The 12,901-nt window shown below is 65.7% G+C and carries 17 protein-coding genes and 1 tRNA gene; 13 read left to right on the top strand and 5 right to left on the bottom strand.

Annotated features, from left to right (window positions below; genetic code table 11):
* Positions 1 to 189, top strand: a 189-nt coding sequence (locus tag K408_RS43125; RefSeq protein WP_210163712.1) for a hypothetical protein, incomplete at its 5' end; no start/stop codon positions are given.
* 54 nt (positions 190 to 243) lie between these two features.
* Here the strand turns inward: K408_RS43125 and K408_RS0126920 are convergent.
* Positions 244 to 1,203 (bottom strand): N-carbamoyl-D-amino-acid hydrolase, encoded by a 960-nt coding sequence (locus tag K408_RS0126920; protein WP_024341566.1) that lies wholly within the window; start codon positions 1,201 to 1,203, stop codon positions 244 to 246.
* 266 nt (positions 1,204 to 1,469) lie between these two features.
* Between K408_RS0126920 and K408_RS0126915 the strand changes: the two genes are divergently transcribed.
* Both K408_RS0126915 and K408_RS0126910 read left to right on the top strand, forming a co-directional pair.
* Complete coding sequence (locus K408_RS0126915; protein ID WP_024341565.1) at positions 1,470 to 1,694, top strand: hypothetical protein; 225 nt, start codon at positions 1,470 to 1,472, stop codon at positions 1,692 to 1,694.
* A 109-nt stretch (positions 1,695 to 1,803) separates the two neighbouring features.
* Positions 1,804 to 2,130, top strand: coding sequence for a hypothetical protein (locus tag K408_RS0126910; RefSeq protein ID WP_024341564.1), 327 nt, complete (start codon positions 1,804 to 1,806; stop codon positions 2,128 to 2,130).
* A 100-nt stretch (positions 2,131 to 2,230) separates the two neighbouring features.
* Here K408_RS0126910 and K408_RS0126905 read toward each other — a convergent pair whose 3' ends face one another.
* Positions 2,231 to 2,695 carry a fasciclin domain-containing protein gene (locus K408_RS0126905; protein ID WP_028145997.1) on the bottom strand — a complete coding sequence of 155 codons (465 nt, stop codon included), beginning with the start codon at positions 2,693 to 2,695 and terminating at the stop codon, positions 2,231 to 2,233.
* Between the two features lie 913 nt (positions 2,696 to 3,608).
* A tRNA-Pro gene (locus tag K408_RS0126895) sits at positions 3,609 to 3,685 on the bottom strand.
* A gap of 68 nt (positions 3,686 to 3,753) precedes the next feature.
* Here K408_RS0126895 and K408_RS0126890 point away from each other — a divergent pair.
* From K408_RS0126890 to K408_RS0126865, 6 genes are all read left to right on the top strand, one after another.
* Entirely contained in the window at positions 3,754 to 4,743 is a 990-nt protein-coding gene (locus tag K408_RS0126890) for an L-threonylcarbamoyladenylate synthase (protein ID WP_024341562.1), read from the top strand.
* A gap of 25 nt (positions 4,744 to 4,768) precedes the next feature.
* A complete protein-coding gene (locus K408_RS0126885; RefSeq protein ID WP_024341561.1) occupies positions 4,769 to 6,196 on the top strand; it encodes an FAD-binding oxidoreductase in 1,428 nt (475 codons plus the stop codon).
* On the top strand, positions 6,193 to 6,639 hold the full coding sequence (locus K408_RS0126880; protein ID WP_024341560.1) for a GNAT family acetyltransferase: 447 nt from the start codon (positions 6,193 to 6,195) through the stop codon (positions 6,637 to 6,639). Before K408_RS0126885 ends, K408_RS0126880 begins: the two co-directional genes overlap by 4 nt.
* A 9-nt stretch (positions 6,640 to 6,648) precedes the next feature.
* Positions 6,649 to 7,230, top strand: coding sequence for an NUDIX hydrolase (locus K408_RS0126875; protein WP_024341559.1), 582 nt, complete (start codon positions 6,649 to 6,651; stop codon positions 7,228 to 7,230).
* Positions 7,231 to 7,508: 278 nt separating this feature from the next.
* Positions 7,509 to 8,438, top strand: a complete 930-nt coding sequence (locus K408_RS0126870; protein ID WP_024341558.1) for a glycine reductase — start codon at positions 7,509 to 7,511, stop codon at positions 8,436 to 8,438.
* A 36-nt stretch (positions 8,439 to 8,474) separates the two neighbouring features.
* Positions 8,475 to 9,668 (top strand): CaiB/BaiF CoA transferase family protein, encoded by a 1,194-nt coding sequence (locus K408_RS0126865; protein ID WP_024341557.1) that lies wholly within the window; start codon positions 8,475 to 8,477, stop codon positions 9,666 to 9,668.
* Between the two features lie 58 nt (positions 9,669 to 9,726).
* Here the strand turns inward: K408_RS0126865 and K408_RS0126860 are convergent, their stop codons facing one another.
* The gene (locus K408_RS0126860) at positions 9,727 to 10,491 is read right to left on the bottom strand and encodes an SOS response-associated peptidase (RefSeq protein ID WP_024341556.1); all 765 of its coding nucleotides are present in this window, start codon (positions 10,489 to 10,491) and stop codon (positions 9,727 to 9,729) included.
* 63 nt (positions 10,492 to 10,554) lie between these two features.
* On the opposite strand from K408_RS0126860, the gene K408_RS0126855 reads away from it, so the two are divergent.
* The 4 genes from K408_RS0126855 to K408_RS0126840 all read left to right on the top strand — a co-directional run bounded on the left by K408_RS0126855 (position 10,555) and on the right by K408_RS0126840 (position 12,407).
* Positions 10,555 to 11,064: a hypothetical protein gene (locus tag K408_RS0126855; protein WP_024341555.1), complete on the top strand. Its 510-nt coding sequence runs from the start codon at positions 10,555 to 10,557 to the stop codon at positions 11,062 to 11,064.
* Positions 11,065 to 11,072: 8 nt separating this feature from the next.
* Positions 11,073 to 11,507: an NUDIX hydrolase gene (locus K408_RS0126850; protein ID WP_024341554.1), complete on the top strand. Its 435-nt coding sequence runs from the start codon at positions 11,073 to 11,075 to the stop codon at positions 11,505 to 11,507.
* A 45-nt stretch (positions 11,508 to 11,552) separates the two neighbouring features.
* Positions 11,553 to 11,930, top strand: coding sequence for a TIGR02301 family protein (locus K408_RS0126845; RefSeq protein ID WP_024341553.1), 378 nt, complete (start codon positions 11,553 to 11,555; stop codon positions 11,928 to 11,930).
* Between the two features lie 210 nt (positions 11,931 to 12,140).
* Entirely contained in the window at positions 12,141 to 12,407 is a 267-nt protein-coding gene (locus K408_RS0126840) for a hypothetical protein (protein ID WP_024341552.1), read from the top strand.
* Positions 12,408 to 12,580: 173 nt separating this feature from the next.
* Here K408_RS0126840 and K408_RS0126835 read toward each other — a convergent pair whose 3' ends face one another.
* Positions 12,581 to 12,901: a cupredoxin domain-containing protein gene (locus K408_RS0126835; protein WP_024341551.1), complete on the bottom strand. Its 321-nt coding sequence runs from the start codon at positions 12,899 to 12,901 to the stop codon at positions 12,581 to 12,583.

Raw genomic sequence — 12,901 nt, 5'->3', positions numbered from 1 at the left:
GACCTCTCGTGCACGACGCTGCCGCGTCCACCGCAAGCCCGGCTCGCGAACATGACGACCACACGATCGCCCCTCAAGGATGAGCCGGGATGGGCGACACATACGCCGTTTCCGAATTTCGTTAAAGCGGAATATTTGTGTGCCATGGGATTGACACGGGAGCGAAACACCGAGCGCACGGCGGCGTGATGGATTCCGGGTTCGATGCTGAGCATCGCCCCGGAATGACGAAAGAGAGAATGTTCACCCCTTCCGCGGCACCGGCTTCCCATCCGCCATCGTCGTCACGCCCTTGCGCTCCACGATCATCCCGTAGGCCTGCGGCTGCCGGTGCACGTCGAAATTGAAGGTAGTGCGCTTATAGGAATTGCAGAGATCGAGATCGCAGCGCGCCAGCGCGAGCTCGTCGCCCTTCGTCGTGCATCGCGCGATGATCTCGCCGGAGGGCGCGATGATGCAGCTGCCGCCGATGTGGTCGACGCCCTCCTCCACGCCGGCCTTGGCGACGCCGACCACGAAGGTGCCGTTCTGGTAGGCGCCGGCCTGCATTACCAGCTGGTTGTGAAACAGCGAAAGATCGTCATGCTCGGGCGCGGGGGGATTGTGCACCGGCGTGTTGTAGCCGATCATCACCATCTCGACGCCCTGCAGGCCCATCACCCGATAGGTCTCGCTCCAGCGCCGGTCATTGCAGATCGCCATGCCCATCACGCCACCGAAGGCATCGACGACGCCGAAGCGGCTCCCCGGCTCGAAATAGCGCTTCTCCAAATGCTGAAATTTGCGCCACGGCTCGTGCTCGGCATGACCGGGCAGATGGACCTTGCGATACTTCAGGACGATCGCACCGCTCTTGTCGACGAGAATAGAGGTGTTGTAGCGCCTGACAATTCCAGCTTCGGCGGTCAGCTCGGCATAGCCGATGCAGAAGCCGACCCCGAGCTCGCGTGCGAGATCGAACAGCACCTGCGTTTCAGAACCCGGCATCTCGCGCTCGAAGAAGCTGTCGATCTCGGCCTGGTCCTCGAAGTACCAGCGCGGAAAGAACGTGGTCAGCGCCAGCTCGGGATAGACGATCAGGTCGCAGCCATTTGTGTGCGCCTGGCGCATCAACGCCATCAGCCGCGCCACCACTGCGGTTCTGGTGTCGCTTCTCGCGATCGGCCCGAGCTGGCCGGCTGCAACGGTCACAAATCTCGCCACGCCTCATTCCCCCATTTTTCCGAGTGCGCCGGGCCTCTGCCTACCGAACGGCGCACCGCGCGCACAGGCCGCCGGCCCTCGGTGCCGAGAGCACAATCAAATTCCGTGCCGGCGGGTATCATCTTGCGGCGCTGGGACTTCTTGCGGCGCTGGGACTTCGTTGCCGATCTGCAACGGTTCCCCACGATCTGAAGCCGGACAAAACAAACCCCCATTCCGGCCACGAACCGCTTTCACAAGGCCGTGAGACGATCAGGGGAACGACGATGCGTGCACAACGCGTTTGGAAAGTGAATGGAGCTGCCAGCATCGGGCAGCTTCAATCGAGACTGGATGATCTGAACAAGCGGCTCGGCCAGCTGGAAAGCCAGCATCCGGACAGCTGGAAGGTGGAAGAGCTGAAATCGAGCGCGCTCAGCCTGTCGCGCGAGATCGACGACATCCGCTGCGCCGAGGCGACGGCGGCCCTGAGCGAGCTGCTAAGGAAGTAATCCGCGCCGGCCGCCTCCCAAGGCGCGCAAGGAACCAAGCTCCGCCGCCGCCATTTTCCATTGGCGCGGGGCCTTCGCCACCGCGCGTCTCTTCGCGTGAGGATTTGGCATGACGTCCGACCCTGAGGAATCAGTCAGGCTCCAAGGTTTTGGCGAGATGACGTTGCGCACGGCCGTCGAGACCTTGATGCTGCTGGCGCCGCGCGAACGATCCGAGGCCGCGATCTTCCGCGTCCGCGACGGCGTGCGTCTGGCGCAAAGCGAGATCGCCGAGCTCGCCTCGAGCTGGGGCTTGACACCGGCGCCTCACGTGCGATCGCCGCGGCTGGTCCCCGAGCACCACTGGCCGGACCTCGTCCGCGGCATGGTGCGCGAGGCGCCGCTGCCGTCACTGATGGTGGCGTTTCTGGTGGGCGTGCTGGTGGCGCGGCGGTAAACGCTCTGGGAGCACAGAGTAGATCCGTCCCCACAGCGGCAGGCCGTCAGCACGATACCCGGCCGCTACGGCGGCCAGGTACGCGCGCCTTGGCGCTCTCTCAGTGATGCATCTTCTTTGCACGCGCCGGCGGCAGCAGCACCGTATCGATGACGTGGATGACACCATTCGACGCCTCGATGTCCGGCTGAATGACGTGCGCGTCATTGACGCGGACACCGAAACGCCCGTCGACGCTGACGGGCTGACCTTGAACGGTTGCGACGTTCAGCGACTTGCCGGCGACATCGGCAGCCTTCACGCGACCCGGAATGACATGATACTTCAGAACGGCCGCAAGCTTGGCCTTGTTCTTCAAGAGCGATTCGACCGTTCCGGGCGGCAGCTTGGCGAAGGCGGCATCGTTTGGCGCAAACACCGTAAACGGTCCCTTGCTCTTGAGCGTCTTCACCAGACCGGCGGCCTTCACGGCCGTCACCAGCGTCGTGAACGAGCCGGCGGAAACCGCGGTGTCCACGATGTCGGCAGCACGCGCGACGGAAGGGCCAAAAAGGCCAGCGAGCATGGCCGCACCGGCCACAAACGAACGAATTGCGGGTGTCATCAGGTTCTCCAGATGTGATTCAAATGCATGCCGACGCGGTGGATGCGTCCGAGACGGCGCATCCATCGCCCGATCACTTGCGATCGACCCGTACGAAACGATGCGTCGCGAATGTTGGATCACCGCTCTGTCAAAAGTACCCGCTGCGTCGGTTCGTCAAAATGTTGCAAGCGCGCGCTCACCCAACTCGTGCTCCCGTCTAACGGCCACATGATCGCGGGGGCAGCCGCGATGGGGACGCCGGCATTCGCGTGGGCTGTCTCACAGGCGAACACGGCATGACCTCGCTCAAGCCCTTTCTCCTCGGTGCATTCCCCGGCTTCCGGTCCGTCTTCCTGCTCGATATGGCTTGATCGCCGGGCGCGGCCTCCGCGATGGATGGCGATCGCTCTCTCCTGCCGTCGCAGGCTTTGCCTGGGTGATGCCGCTGATCGGCGCGGCGCTCGCGGCGCGCTTCGCCCGGGTACCTATCGGCAGGCAGCACCGCGATCCTGATGACGTTAGGGCATCCGCCTCGCCTGACCGAGGAGCTTGAGACCGGTTACTCCGTCACTCCACTTGCCGGCGGGCGAGGCCGATCCGGGCGATGGGAAGCGGACGACGAGGTCGGCGAACCGCCGGGATGTTCGTCCTGTGGTGCATCGTCGCCCGGCAGATGGGTCTCGTCTCCGTCAGTGACGCGCAGGTGGTGCGGTCCGAGCGGTCTTGAGGGCGGCCATCGGCGCGTGTCGCGCCCCCGCCTTCGTCGCCGGAACAAGCGGCCCTGCCCCGCCAAATCGGCCGTGGACCCGATCCCGAAATCGTTGCAAAAAGGCGGCCTGAGGTGTTGGCGCCGGTCTGCCAAGCCTCTGCAAAACGTCGACTTTTGGAAGAATGGTCGGAGTGGCAGGATTCGAACCTGCGACCCCTGCGTCCCGAACGCAGTGCTCTACCGGGCTGAGCCACACTCCGACAAGAAGGCGGCTTATAGCGTCGGGTTTGGCGCACCGCAAGCGGCCGGGCTGAGGAATTTTATCCCTGTGAAAACGGGTCTTGAAACGCTGATTTTGCCGGCCGGCGCGGCCGGCGCGGAGGCCGCCGCCCGGACCCTGGCGGCCGGCGGGCTGGTCGCGTTTCCGACCGAGACGGTCTATGGACTGGGGGCCGACGCCGCCAATGCCACCGCAATCGCCCACCTTTACGCCGCCAAGGGGCGGCCGGCGTTCAATCCGCTCATCGCGCATGTCGCAGATCTCAACGCCGCGCGGCGGATCGGGCGATTCGACGCGCGCGCCTTGAGCCTTGCCGAGGCGTTCTGGCCGGGGCCGCTGACGCTGGTGGTGCCGAAGACGGAAGGCTGCCCGGTGGCGGACCTCGCCACCGCGGGCCTCGACACCGTCGCCATCCGCATCCCCGCCCACCCGGTCGCGCAGGCGATCCTGCGCGCGTTCGGAGGGGCCGTGGTGGCGCCGTCCGCCAACATCTCCGGCCACGTCTCGCCGACGCTGGCCGCCCATGTCGAGAGCGACCTGTCGGGGCGGATCGACCTGATCGTGGACGGCGGGCCTGTTACGGTCGGCGTCGAATCCACCATTGTCGGCTGCTTCGACATGCCGATGTTGCTGCGGCCCGGCGGGCTGTCGCGGGAGCGGATCGAGGCGGTGCTCGGCCTGCCGCTGGCGCGGCCGCCCGTGGAGGCCGAAAGCGACGACAGCCAGCCGCTGGCTCCGGGCATGCTGGCCTCGCATTACGCGCCGCGCGCCCATGTGCGGCTCGATGCGCGCGATGTCGCGCCGGACGAAGCGCTGCTCGCGTTCGGCCCCGCGCGGCTGCCGGGCGTCGATGCGGCTGCCGCCGTCATGAATTTGTCGCCCACCGGTGATCTCGATGAAGCCGCCGCCAACCTGTTCGGCTATCTTCGCAGCCTGGATGCGCGAAGGCCGCGAGCGATCGCCGTAATGGCAATTCCCGAGGAGGGCCTGGGCGAAGCGATCAACGACCGGCTGCGCCGGGCGGCGGTGGCGCGCTAGAACGCGAAAGAAAGAAGACGACGAGATGAACATCGAAAAGCCTGCCATCCCGCCGCTTGCGCCCGAGCTGATCGAGCAATTCCGCAAGATCGTCGGCGAGCGCCACGCGATTACCGACGCGAACGACATCGCGCCCTACGTCACCGAGGAGCGCAATCTGTTCCACGGCCGCTCGCCGCTGGTGCTGCGCCCGGGCTCGACGGCGGAGGTCTCGGCTATCTGCAAGCTCGCCTCCGCGCACAACATCGCGCTGGTGCCGCAGGGCGGCAACACCGGGCTCGTCGGGGGACAGACGCCGCACAACGGCGAGGTGGTGGTGTCGTTGCGCCGCCTCGACAAGATCCGCGAGGTCGATACCGCCTCCAACACCATGACCTGCGAGGCCGGCGTGGTGCTGCAGATCGCGCAACAGAAGGCGGCCGAGGCCGACAGGCTGTTTCCGCTGTCGCTGGGCGCCGAAGGCAGTTGCACCATCGGCGGCAATCTCTCGACCAATGCCGGCGGCACCGCCGCGCTGGCCTATGGCGTCGCCCGCGAGATGGCGTTGGGCCTTGAGGTGGTGCTGGCCGACGGCCGCGTGCTCAACACGCTGTCGAAGCTCAAGAAGGACAACACCGGCTACAATCTGCACAATCTCTTCATCGGCGCGGAAGGCACGCTCGGCATCGTCACGGCGGCGACGCTGAAGCTGTTTCCGAAGCCGCGCGCGATCGAGACCGCGTTCGTCGGCCTGAAGTCGCCGGACGCGGCGTTGAAGCTGCTGACGATCGCGCAAGGCGAAGCCGCCAATGCGCTGACGAGCTTCGAGCTGCTGTCGGAGATGGCGGTGGATTTCTCGGTGCGCCACGGCATCGACGTGCGCGATCCGCTTCAAGCGAAGCATCCCTGGTACGTGCTGATGGAATTGTCTTCTCCGGGCGAGGACGCCCGCACGCCGCTGGAGACGATCCTCGCCCGCGCCATGGAGGAGGAGATCGTCGACGACGCGGTGATCGCCGCAAGCCTCGCCCAGCGCGGTGCGTTCTGGAAGCTGCGCGACGAGATGTCCGCGGCGCAGAAGCCGGAAGGCGGCTCGATCAAGCACGACATCTCCGTGCCCGTCGCCGCCGTGCCCGCCTTCATCGCCGAGGCCGATGCCGCCGTGGTGAAGCTGATCCCCGGCGCGCGGCCGGTGCCGTTCGGCCATCTCGGCGACGGCAATCTGCACTACAATGTCAGCCAGCCGATCGGTGCCGACACCGCGGATTATCTGGCGCGCTGGCACGAGGTGAACGCGGTGGTGTTCGCGATCGTGCTGCGCATGGGCGGCTCGATCTCGGCCGAGCACGGCATCGGCGTGCTCAAGCGCGACGAATTGCCGGAGGTGAAGGACAAGACCGCGATCGAGCTGATGCGCTCGATCAAGGCCATGCTCGATCCGAAGGGCATCATGAATCCGGGGAAGGTGCTGTGAGCGCATCGCTTGCGATCGAAGCGATCACCGATGCCGATGTCGAGGGCGTCGTCGCGCTGTGGCAGCGCTGCGGCCTGACGCGGCCCTGGAACGATCCGCATGCCGACATCGCGCTGGCGCGGCGATGCGACAATTCCACCGTGCTGGTCGGCCGCGCCAATGGCGCAGTCGTCGCGACAATCATGGTCGGCCATGACGGCCATCGCGGCTGGGTCTATTACGTCGCGGTCGATCCCAACTGCCAGAAGCGCGGGTTCGGCCGCCTCATCATGGCGGCCGCCGAGGACTGGCTGCGGCGTGAGGGCATCGCCAAGCTCCAGCTCCTGGTCCGGCGCGAGAACGCGCAGGCCAATGCGTTCTATGGCTCGCTGGGCTTCGAGCTATCGACGTCCGTGATGTTCCAGAAGTGGCTCGACGGCCGCGCGACAACGCCAAGCAACTGAGATCCAGCCATGACCATTTCCGATCGCGTCCGCATCAAGGACGTCCGCGTGCTCTCGGACAATTGGACGCCGCTGAAGACCACCACGTTCGAGTACCGCCGCGCCAATGGCGAGTGGCAGACGCAGCACCGCGAGACCTACGAGCGCGACAATGCCGCCGCGGTGCTGCCCTATAATCTCGCCCGGCGCACGGTAATCCTGGTACGCCAATTCCGCCTGCCGGCCTTCATCCGCGGCTACGACGACCTCCTGATCGAGGCCGCCGCCGGCGTGCTCGACGATGCCGCCCCCGAGGTGCGCATCCGCGCCGAGGCCGAGGAGGAGACCGGCTATCGCCTGCACGACGTCCACAAGGTGTTCGAGGCCTTCATGAGCCCCGGTGCCATCACCGAGAAGCTGCATTTCTTCGTCGCCGAATACGAGCCTGAGATGCGCGTCAGCGACGGCGGCGGACTCGAACACGAGGGCGAGGACATCGAGGTGCTGGAGCTTTCGATCGACGAGGCGCTGGCGATGATCGCCGACGGCCGCATCATCGACGCCAAGGCGATCTTGCTGCTGCAATATGCGGCGCTGCATATTTTCAGGTAGGTGATGCTGGCTTGTTCCCTTCTCCCCTTGTGGGAGGTGGCGCGAAGCGCCCGGATGAGGGGTCTGTCTCCGCGACTACAAGCGATCGGACTCGCGGAGAGAGACCCCTCTCCGTCTCGCCGCTAACGCGGCGAGCCACCCTCTCCCACAAGGAGAGAGGGAAAGCGCAGCGCTGGCCCCAGCTTGATTGCAATCCTGTCCTGCGTTCTTCCGCCCCCGTTGAGCAACCCCGAAACTATCTCTAGTCTGGGCCCAACCAAGAACCAGGAGACGCGCCCATGTCCGCTCCGCGCGACGACGAATTCGGCTTTGCACCCGACTACGACTCCCCCGTTCCCTACATGCAGCGCACGCGCGATTATTATGCGGCGATCGGCTACACCACGCCGTATCGCTGGGCGCATTACACCGAGGCGCCGTTCCAGCCGCTGAAGAAGCCGCTGGCAAAGTCGCGCGTCACCATCATCACCACGGCCGCGCCGTTCGATCCGGCCAGGGGCGACCAGGGGCCCGGCGCGGCGTATAACGGCAGCGCGAAATTCTACCAGGTCTATGACGGCGACACGTCGAAAGAGCACGATTTGCGCATCTCGCACATCGGCTACGACCGCAAGCACACCTCGGCGACCGACAGCGGCACCTGGTTTCCGCTACCGCAGCTGTTGAAGGCGAGTGCTGCGGGTCGCATCGGCGAAGTCGCCCCGCGCTTCTTCGGCGCCCCCACGAACCGCAGCCACCGCGTCACGCTCGACACCGACGCGCCGGAGATTCTTTCGCGTTGCCTCGCGGACGCGGTGGACGTCGCGGTGCTGGTGCCGAACTGCCCGGTCTGTCACCAGACCACGGCGCTGGTGGCGCGGCATCTTGAGCGCAACGGCATCCCGACCGTGATCATGGGCTGCGCCAAGGACATCGTCGAGCACGCGGCCGTGCCGCGCTTCTTGTTCAGCGATTTCCCGCTCGGCAATTCCGCCGGCAAGCCGCAGGATGTCGCCTCGCAGGCGCAGACGCTGGAGCTCGCGCTCACGCTGCTGGAGACGGCGAGCGGTCCGCAAACCACGATGCAGTCGCCGCTGCGCTGGAGCGAGGACGCCTCCTGGAAGCTCGACTACAACAACGTCGCGCAGCTCAGCCCCGAGGAGCTGGCGCGCCGCCGCGCCGAATTCGACAAGCAGAAGGAGATCGCGCGCGGCAACCGCGCCGCCTGACGTCCTCCAATGATCTAGACGAAAAGGGAGAGCGACGTGACGCGACCGTTCGAGGGCGTGAAGATCCTGGACTTTACCCAAGTGCTTGCCGGCCCCTATGCGAGCTACCAGCTCGCGCTGCTCGGCGCCGACGTCATCAAGGTCGAGCGGCGCGAGGGCGAGGACATGCGCCGCACGCCGCTCAGCCGCGAATGGGCCGAGCGCGGGCTCGCGCCGGCGTTCCAGGCCGTCAACGGCAACAAGCGCAGCCTGACGCTCGATCTGCAGAAGCCGGAGGCAAAAGCGATCGTGAAGAAGCTTGCCGCGCAGGTCGACGTCGTCATGGAGAATTTCCGTCCGGGCGTGATGGACAAGCTCGGCATCGGCTACGAGGCGCTCTCGGCGATCAATCCCAAGCTGATCTATTGCGCGGTCTCCGGCTTCGGCCAGACCGGCCCGGACCGCCTGCGGCCCGGCTATGACGGCAAGATGCAGGCACTGTCGGGCATCATGGCGATCACGGGCCATCCCGAGACGGGACCGACGCGCGCCGGCTTTGCGGTCTGCGACGTGCTGTCGGGCGCCACCGCCGCCTTCGGCGTGTCGAGCGCGCTCTATCAGCGCGACCGCACCGGCCAGGGACAGCTCATCGACGTCTCCATGCTGGAGGCGACGCTGGCGTTTCTGTCCGGACAGATCGCGGACTGGTCCGTGGCCGGCCATCGGCAAGAGCTCTCGGGCAACCAGGCGGTGAGCCGCAGGACCACGGCGAACTTGTTCAAGTGCGGCGACGGCCACATCCTGCTCGCGGTCAACAACGAGAAGCAATACCGCGCGCTGATGAGCGCGCTCGGCCGCGAGGACACGCTAACCGATCCGCGGTTTACCGACTGGTTCGCCCGCAACGAGAACGAGCCGGCGCTTCGCGCGATCATCGAGGAGGCATTGGCGCAACGCCCGGCACGTGAATGGGAGACGATCCTCGAAGACGCCGGCGCGCCCTGCGCCAGCATCTGGAAGGTCGAGGAGGTCATCGATCATCCGCAAATTGCCGCGCGAGGTGCCATTCAAGAACTGGACACGCCCTACGGCCCGCTCCGCTTCGCCGGCAGCGGCTTCAGGCTCGCGCATGGCGGCGGCAGCCTGGACCGGATGGCGCCGGAGCTGGGCGCGGATACCGATACCGTGCTGGGCGAGCTCGGATTCGATGCGGCGGCGATTGCGGGGCTTCGGGCAAGAGAGATCGTGTGAGGTTTGACGCCTCACTCGCATCGTCGACGGGGCAGCGGAGTGAGGGGCGGCACCGCGGCTAGAACAACGACCCCTGCCCGTCGTCCGATGACACAGCCGCCACCTTCCGCGCCGCCTTCTTCGGCTTGGCCGCCTCTGCTTCCGCCTCGATCTCCTCGGCGCTGATCGGCAACACGAGCTGCTCGTCGTCATTGGCGACACGGTTGACGCGGGTGGAGACGGCGTGCCAGGCGAATTCGCCGACGCGCGGAGCGGTCATCAGCGGCAGGATCGCGTCCACCTCGTCGCCGCTTGTGTCGAGCCAGCGCTCGAAATCGCGCGGACTGATGGTCACGGGCACGCGGTCATGCAGCGCGGCGAGGTCCTCGCTTGCGGCGGCCGTCACGATCGCGACTGTGTCGAGCTCCTCGCCGTTCGGCCCGAGCCAGGTTTCGAACACCGCCGCAAAGCCAAGCGGCTCGCCGTCGGCGCGGTGGATGAAGAAGGGCTGCTTGCGGCCGGCTTCCGTCTTCCACTCGTAATAGCCATCGGCCGGGATCAGGCCGCGCCCGCGGCGAATCGCGGTCTTGAAGGCGGGCTTCTCCAGCACGGTCTCGGAACGCGCGTTGATCAGGAGCGTGAACCCGCGCGGATCCTTGACCCAGCCGGGCAGCAAGCCCCAGCGCATCAGGCGGAAATGGCGCGCGCCGTTCTCGACCAGCACAACCGGAATCGGTTGCGTCGGAGCGACATTGTACCGGGGCGGGAAATTCGGCTGCTCGACATAGCCGAACAGTTGCCGCAAAGCCGCGGGGGCGGAAGTTATGACGAAGCGTCCACACATGACTGGGTGTCTATATAGGGTCCGTTCAGGTCCTTTTAACCCCGAACGTTAACACTGCGGCAGATGAGCTCAACGGCCTCCCAACCCGCGCGGACGCACGTACAGACGGGCCCCGAGGCTGAGGCCTGGGCTGAGCGTCTGCGCGTGGCCAATATCAATCCGCGGACGGGGCTTGCCACCGACTATCTCAACCATTTCAATGAAGCCGTGATGCTGCTCGAGATGGTTCCGGACATGCCGGAATGCGCCGAGGACTTCCTGACCTGGACGCCGCTATCCTATGCCGAGCATTTCACGGCGTCGAATTTCAAGGCGCGGGATTTGGCAATCGAGGCTTATGAGAAGGCCGATCCCAACGTGCGTGCCCAGTTCGACCACATCACCGATACCATGACCTCGATCCTGACCGCCGTCGGCTCGGCCATGCGCGAGGTCGAAAAGGACTCCACCCGTGTCCGCCTCGCCGAGCAGGCGACCCTCTGGGTCAAGCCGCTGATCGCGGCCTGCGGCGGCATCATCAATGGCGGCACGGAAGCCGACGTCGATACCATCATGGCGAACTCGGCCGGATAGGTGAAAGATTGGCCGCGGTCGCCCAACCCACGCACCCCCAGCTTGCAGTCAGCGCGGCGATCTTCCGGGACGGCAAGGTGCTGCTGGTCCGGCGGGCCCGTTCGCCTGCCAAGGGGTTCTATTCGCTGCCGGGCGGGCGGGTCGAATTCGGCGAATCGCTGCATCAGGCCCTGAGCCGCGAGGTCGACGAAGAGACCGGCCTTCGCATCAGGATCATTGGTCTCGCCGGCTGGCGCGAGGTGCTGCCGGCCGCCGCCGGCGCCGGCCATTATCTGATCATGTCGTTTGCCGCCCGCTGGGTTGCCAACGAACCGGCCCTGAACGACGAGCTCGACGATTATCGCTGGGTCGCGCCGGACGCTCTCGGCAGCCTTGGCGACCTCAAGCTGACCGGAGGGCTGGAGGAGGTCATCCAGTCCGCCCACCGGCTGATAGGGACCTGACGGCCCGCCTTGCGTCCACAGGCTCCAGGGGGCATACAGCCGCCGATGACCCCGCGCTTTCTGGCCGTTCTTGCCGTAATTCTTGCCTGCGCCTCCGTGCCCACGAAGGCCCAGGACGGGGCGGCCCCGTTTGACGGCGAATTGCAGCGGCTGGCCGAGATCCTCGGGGGCTTGCACTATCTGCGCGGCATCTGCGGGGCCAATGAGGGCAACAAATGGCGCAACGAGATGCAGGCGCTCATCGATGCCGAGACCCCTTCCGGGGAGCGCCGCACCCGCATGATCGCCGGATTCAATCGCGGCTATAACGGTTTTCAGCAAACCTACCGGAGCTGCACGCCGGCCGCGACGGTGGCGATCCGCCGCTACATCGAGGAAGGCTCGAAGATCTCGCGCGATCTCACGGCGCGCTACGCGAACTGAGCTCTGTCGTGTAATTTCGGGGCGCGACGCAGTCGCGAACCCGGAATGACAAGAGGCGATCGACTCGAGGCCCGGCTGGAACCTCGTCACCGAGTTTATTCACAGCCGTTAACCGTTCTTAAAGATGTGGCCTAGCGGTCGTTAACGACCGTGCTACACCTCCTGCACAGCGCATCGCCGTGGATCGCGCCCCAGCCCTGACCGAGTTTCATGAGCCAGCCGATTTCCTACGCACCCGCCCGCGCGCCACTGCCCGACCATGAGCAGAAGCAGGCAGCCCTGAGCTATCTGAACGAGGCCTGGGCCGAGGCGCGCCATGACGGCGTCGACGGCGACTGCCTGGCGCAGGCGAGCCTGTTCGCGGCCTTTGCCGAGCTCGTCGGCACCTATGGGGAGGACGCGGTGGCGAAATTCGTCGAGGGCTTTCCCGGCCGCATTCGCAACGGCGAGTTCTCGGTCGGCATCTCCAGGCAGTAAGCCCACCGAAAATGACCCCCGCCACGCGGGCGGGGCCAGTCGACGGATGAATGACTTTGCGAAAGTCGTCGCGAAGCCCACGGCGATTTATCGCACGGAAACCGTTCCAGCGGACAAGCATTAGTCTCGCGATGGCCGGAAGATATTCCCGCTGCGATCGGGAACGCGCTCCCTTATGGCTCGACCTTGAGGGTCGCTTTCATGTTCGGATGATAGCGGCAGTAATAGTCGATCGTTCCCGCCTTCTTCAAAACGAAGGTCGCCGATTTCTGCGGCGGTAGCATCACATCGAAATCGCTGTTCTTCGCCGTAGCAGTGTGGGCGAAGACATCCTTGTTGATCCATTCGATGGTGTCACCGACCTTCGCCGACATATCGGCAGGTGAGATCACCAGATCCTCCATCGTGATCCGAATGGTCGCGGCATGCGCCGGGACGACCACCGACAGGAAGACGACCGCAAGCGCGATCGAAGCGAGGCGTCCCGGCTTCAT

This window comes from Bradyrhizobium sp. in8p8, from assembly GCF_000426845.1.
Lineage (GTDB): Bacteria > Pseudomonadota > Alphaproteobacteria > Rhizobiales > Xanthobacteraceae > Bradyrhizobium > Bradyrhizobium japonicum_C.
Note: the sequence above shows the minus strand (reverse complement) of the source record. Positions and strands in the feature narration are given on the sequence as shown.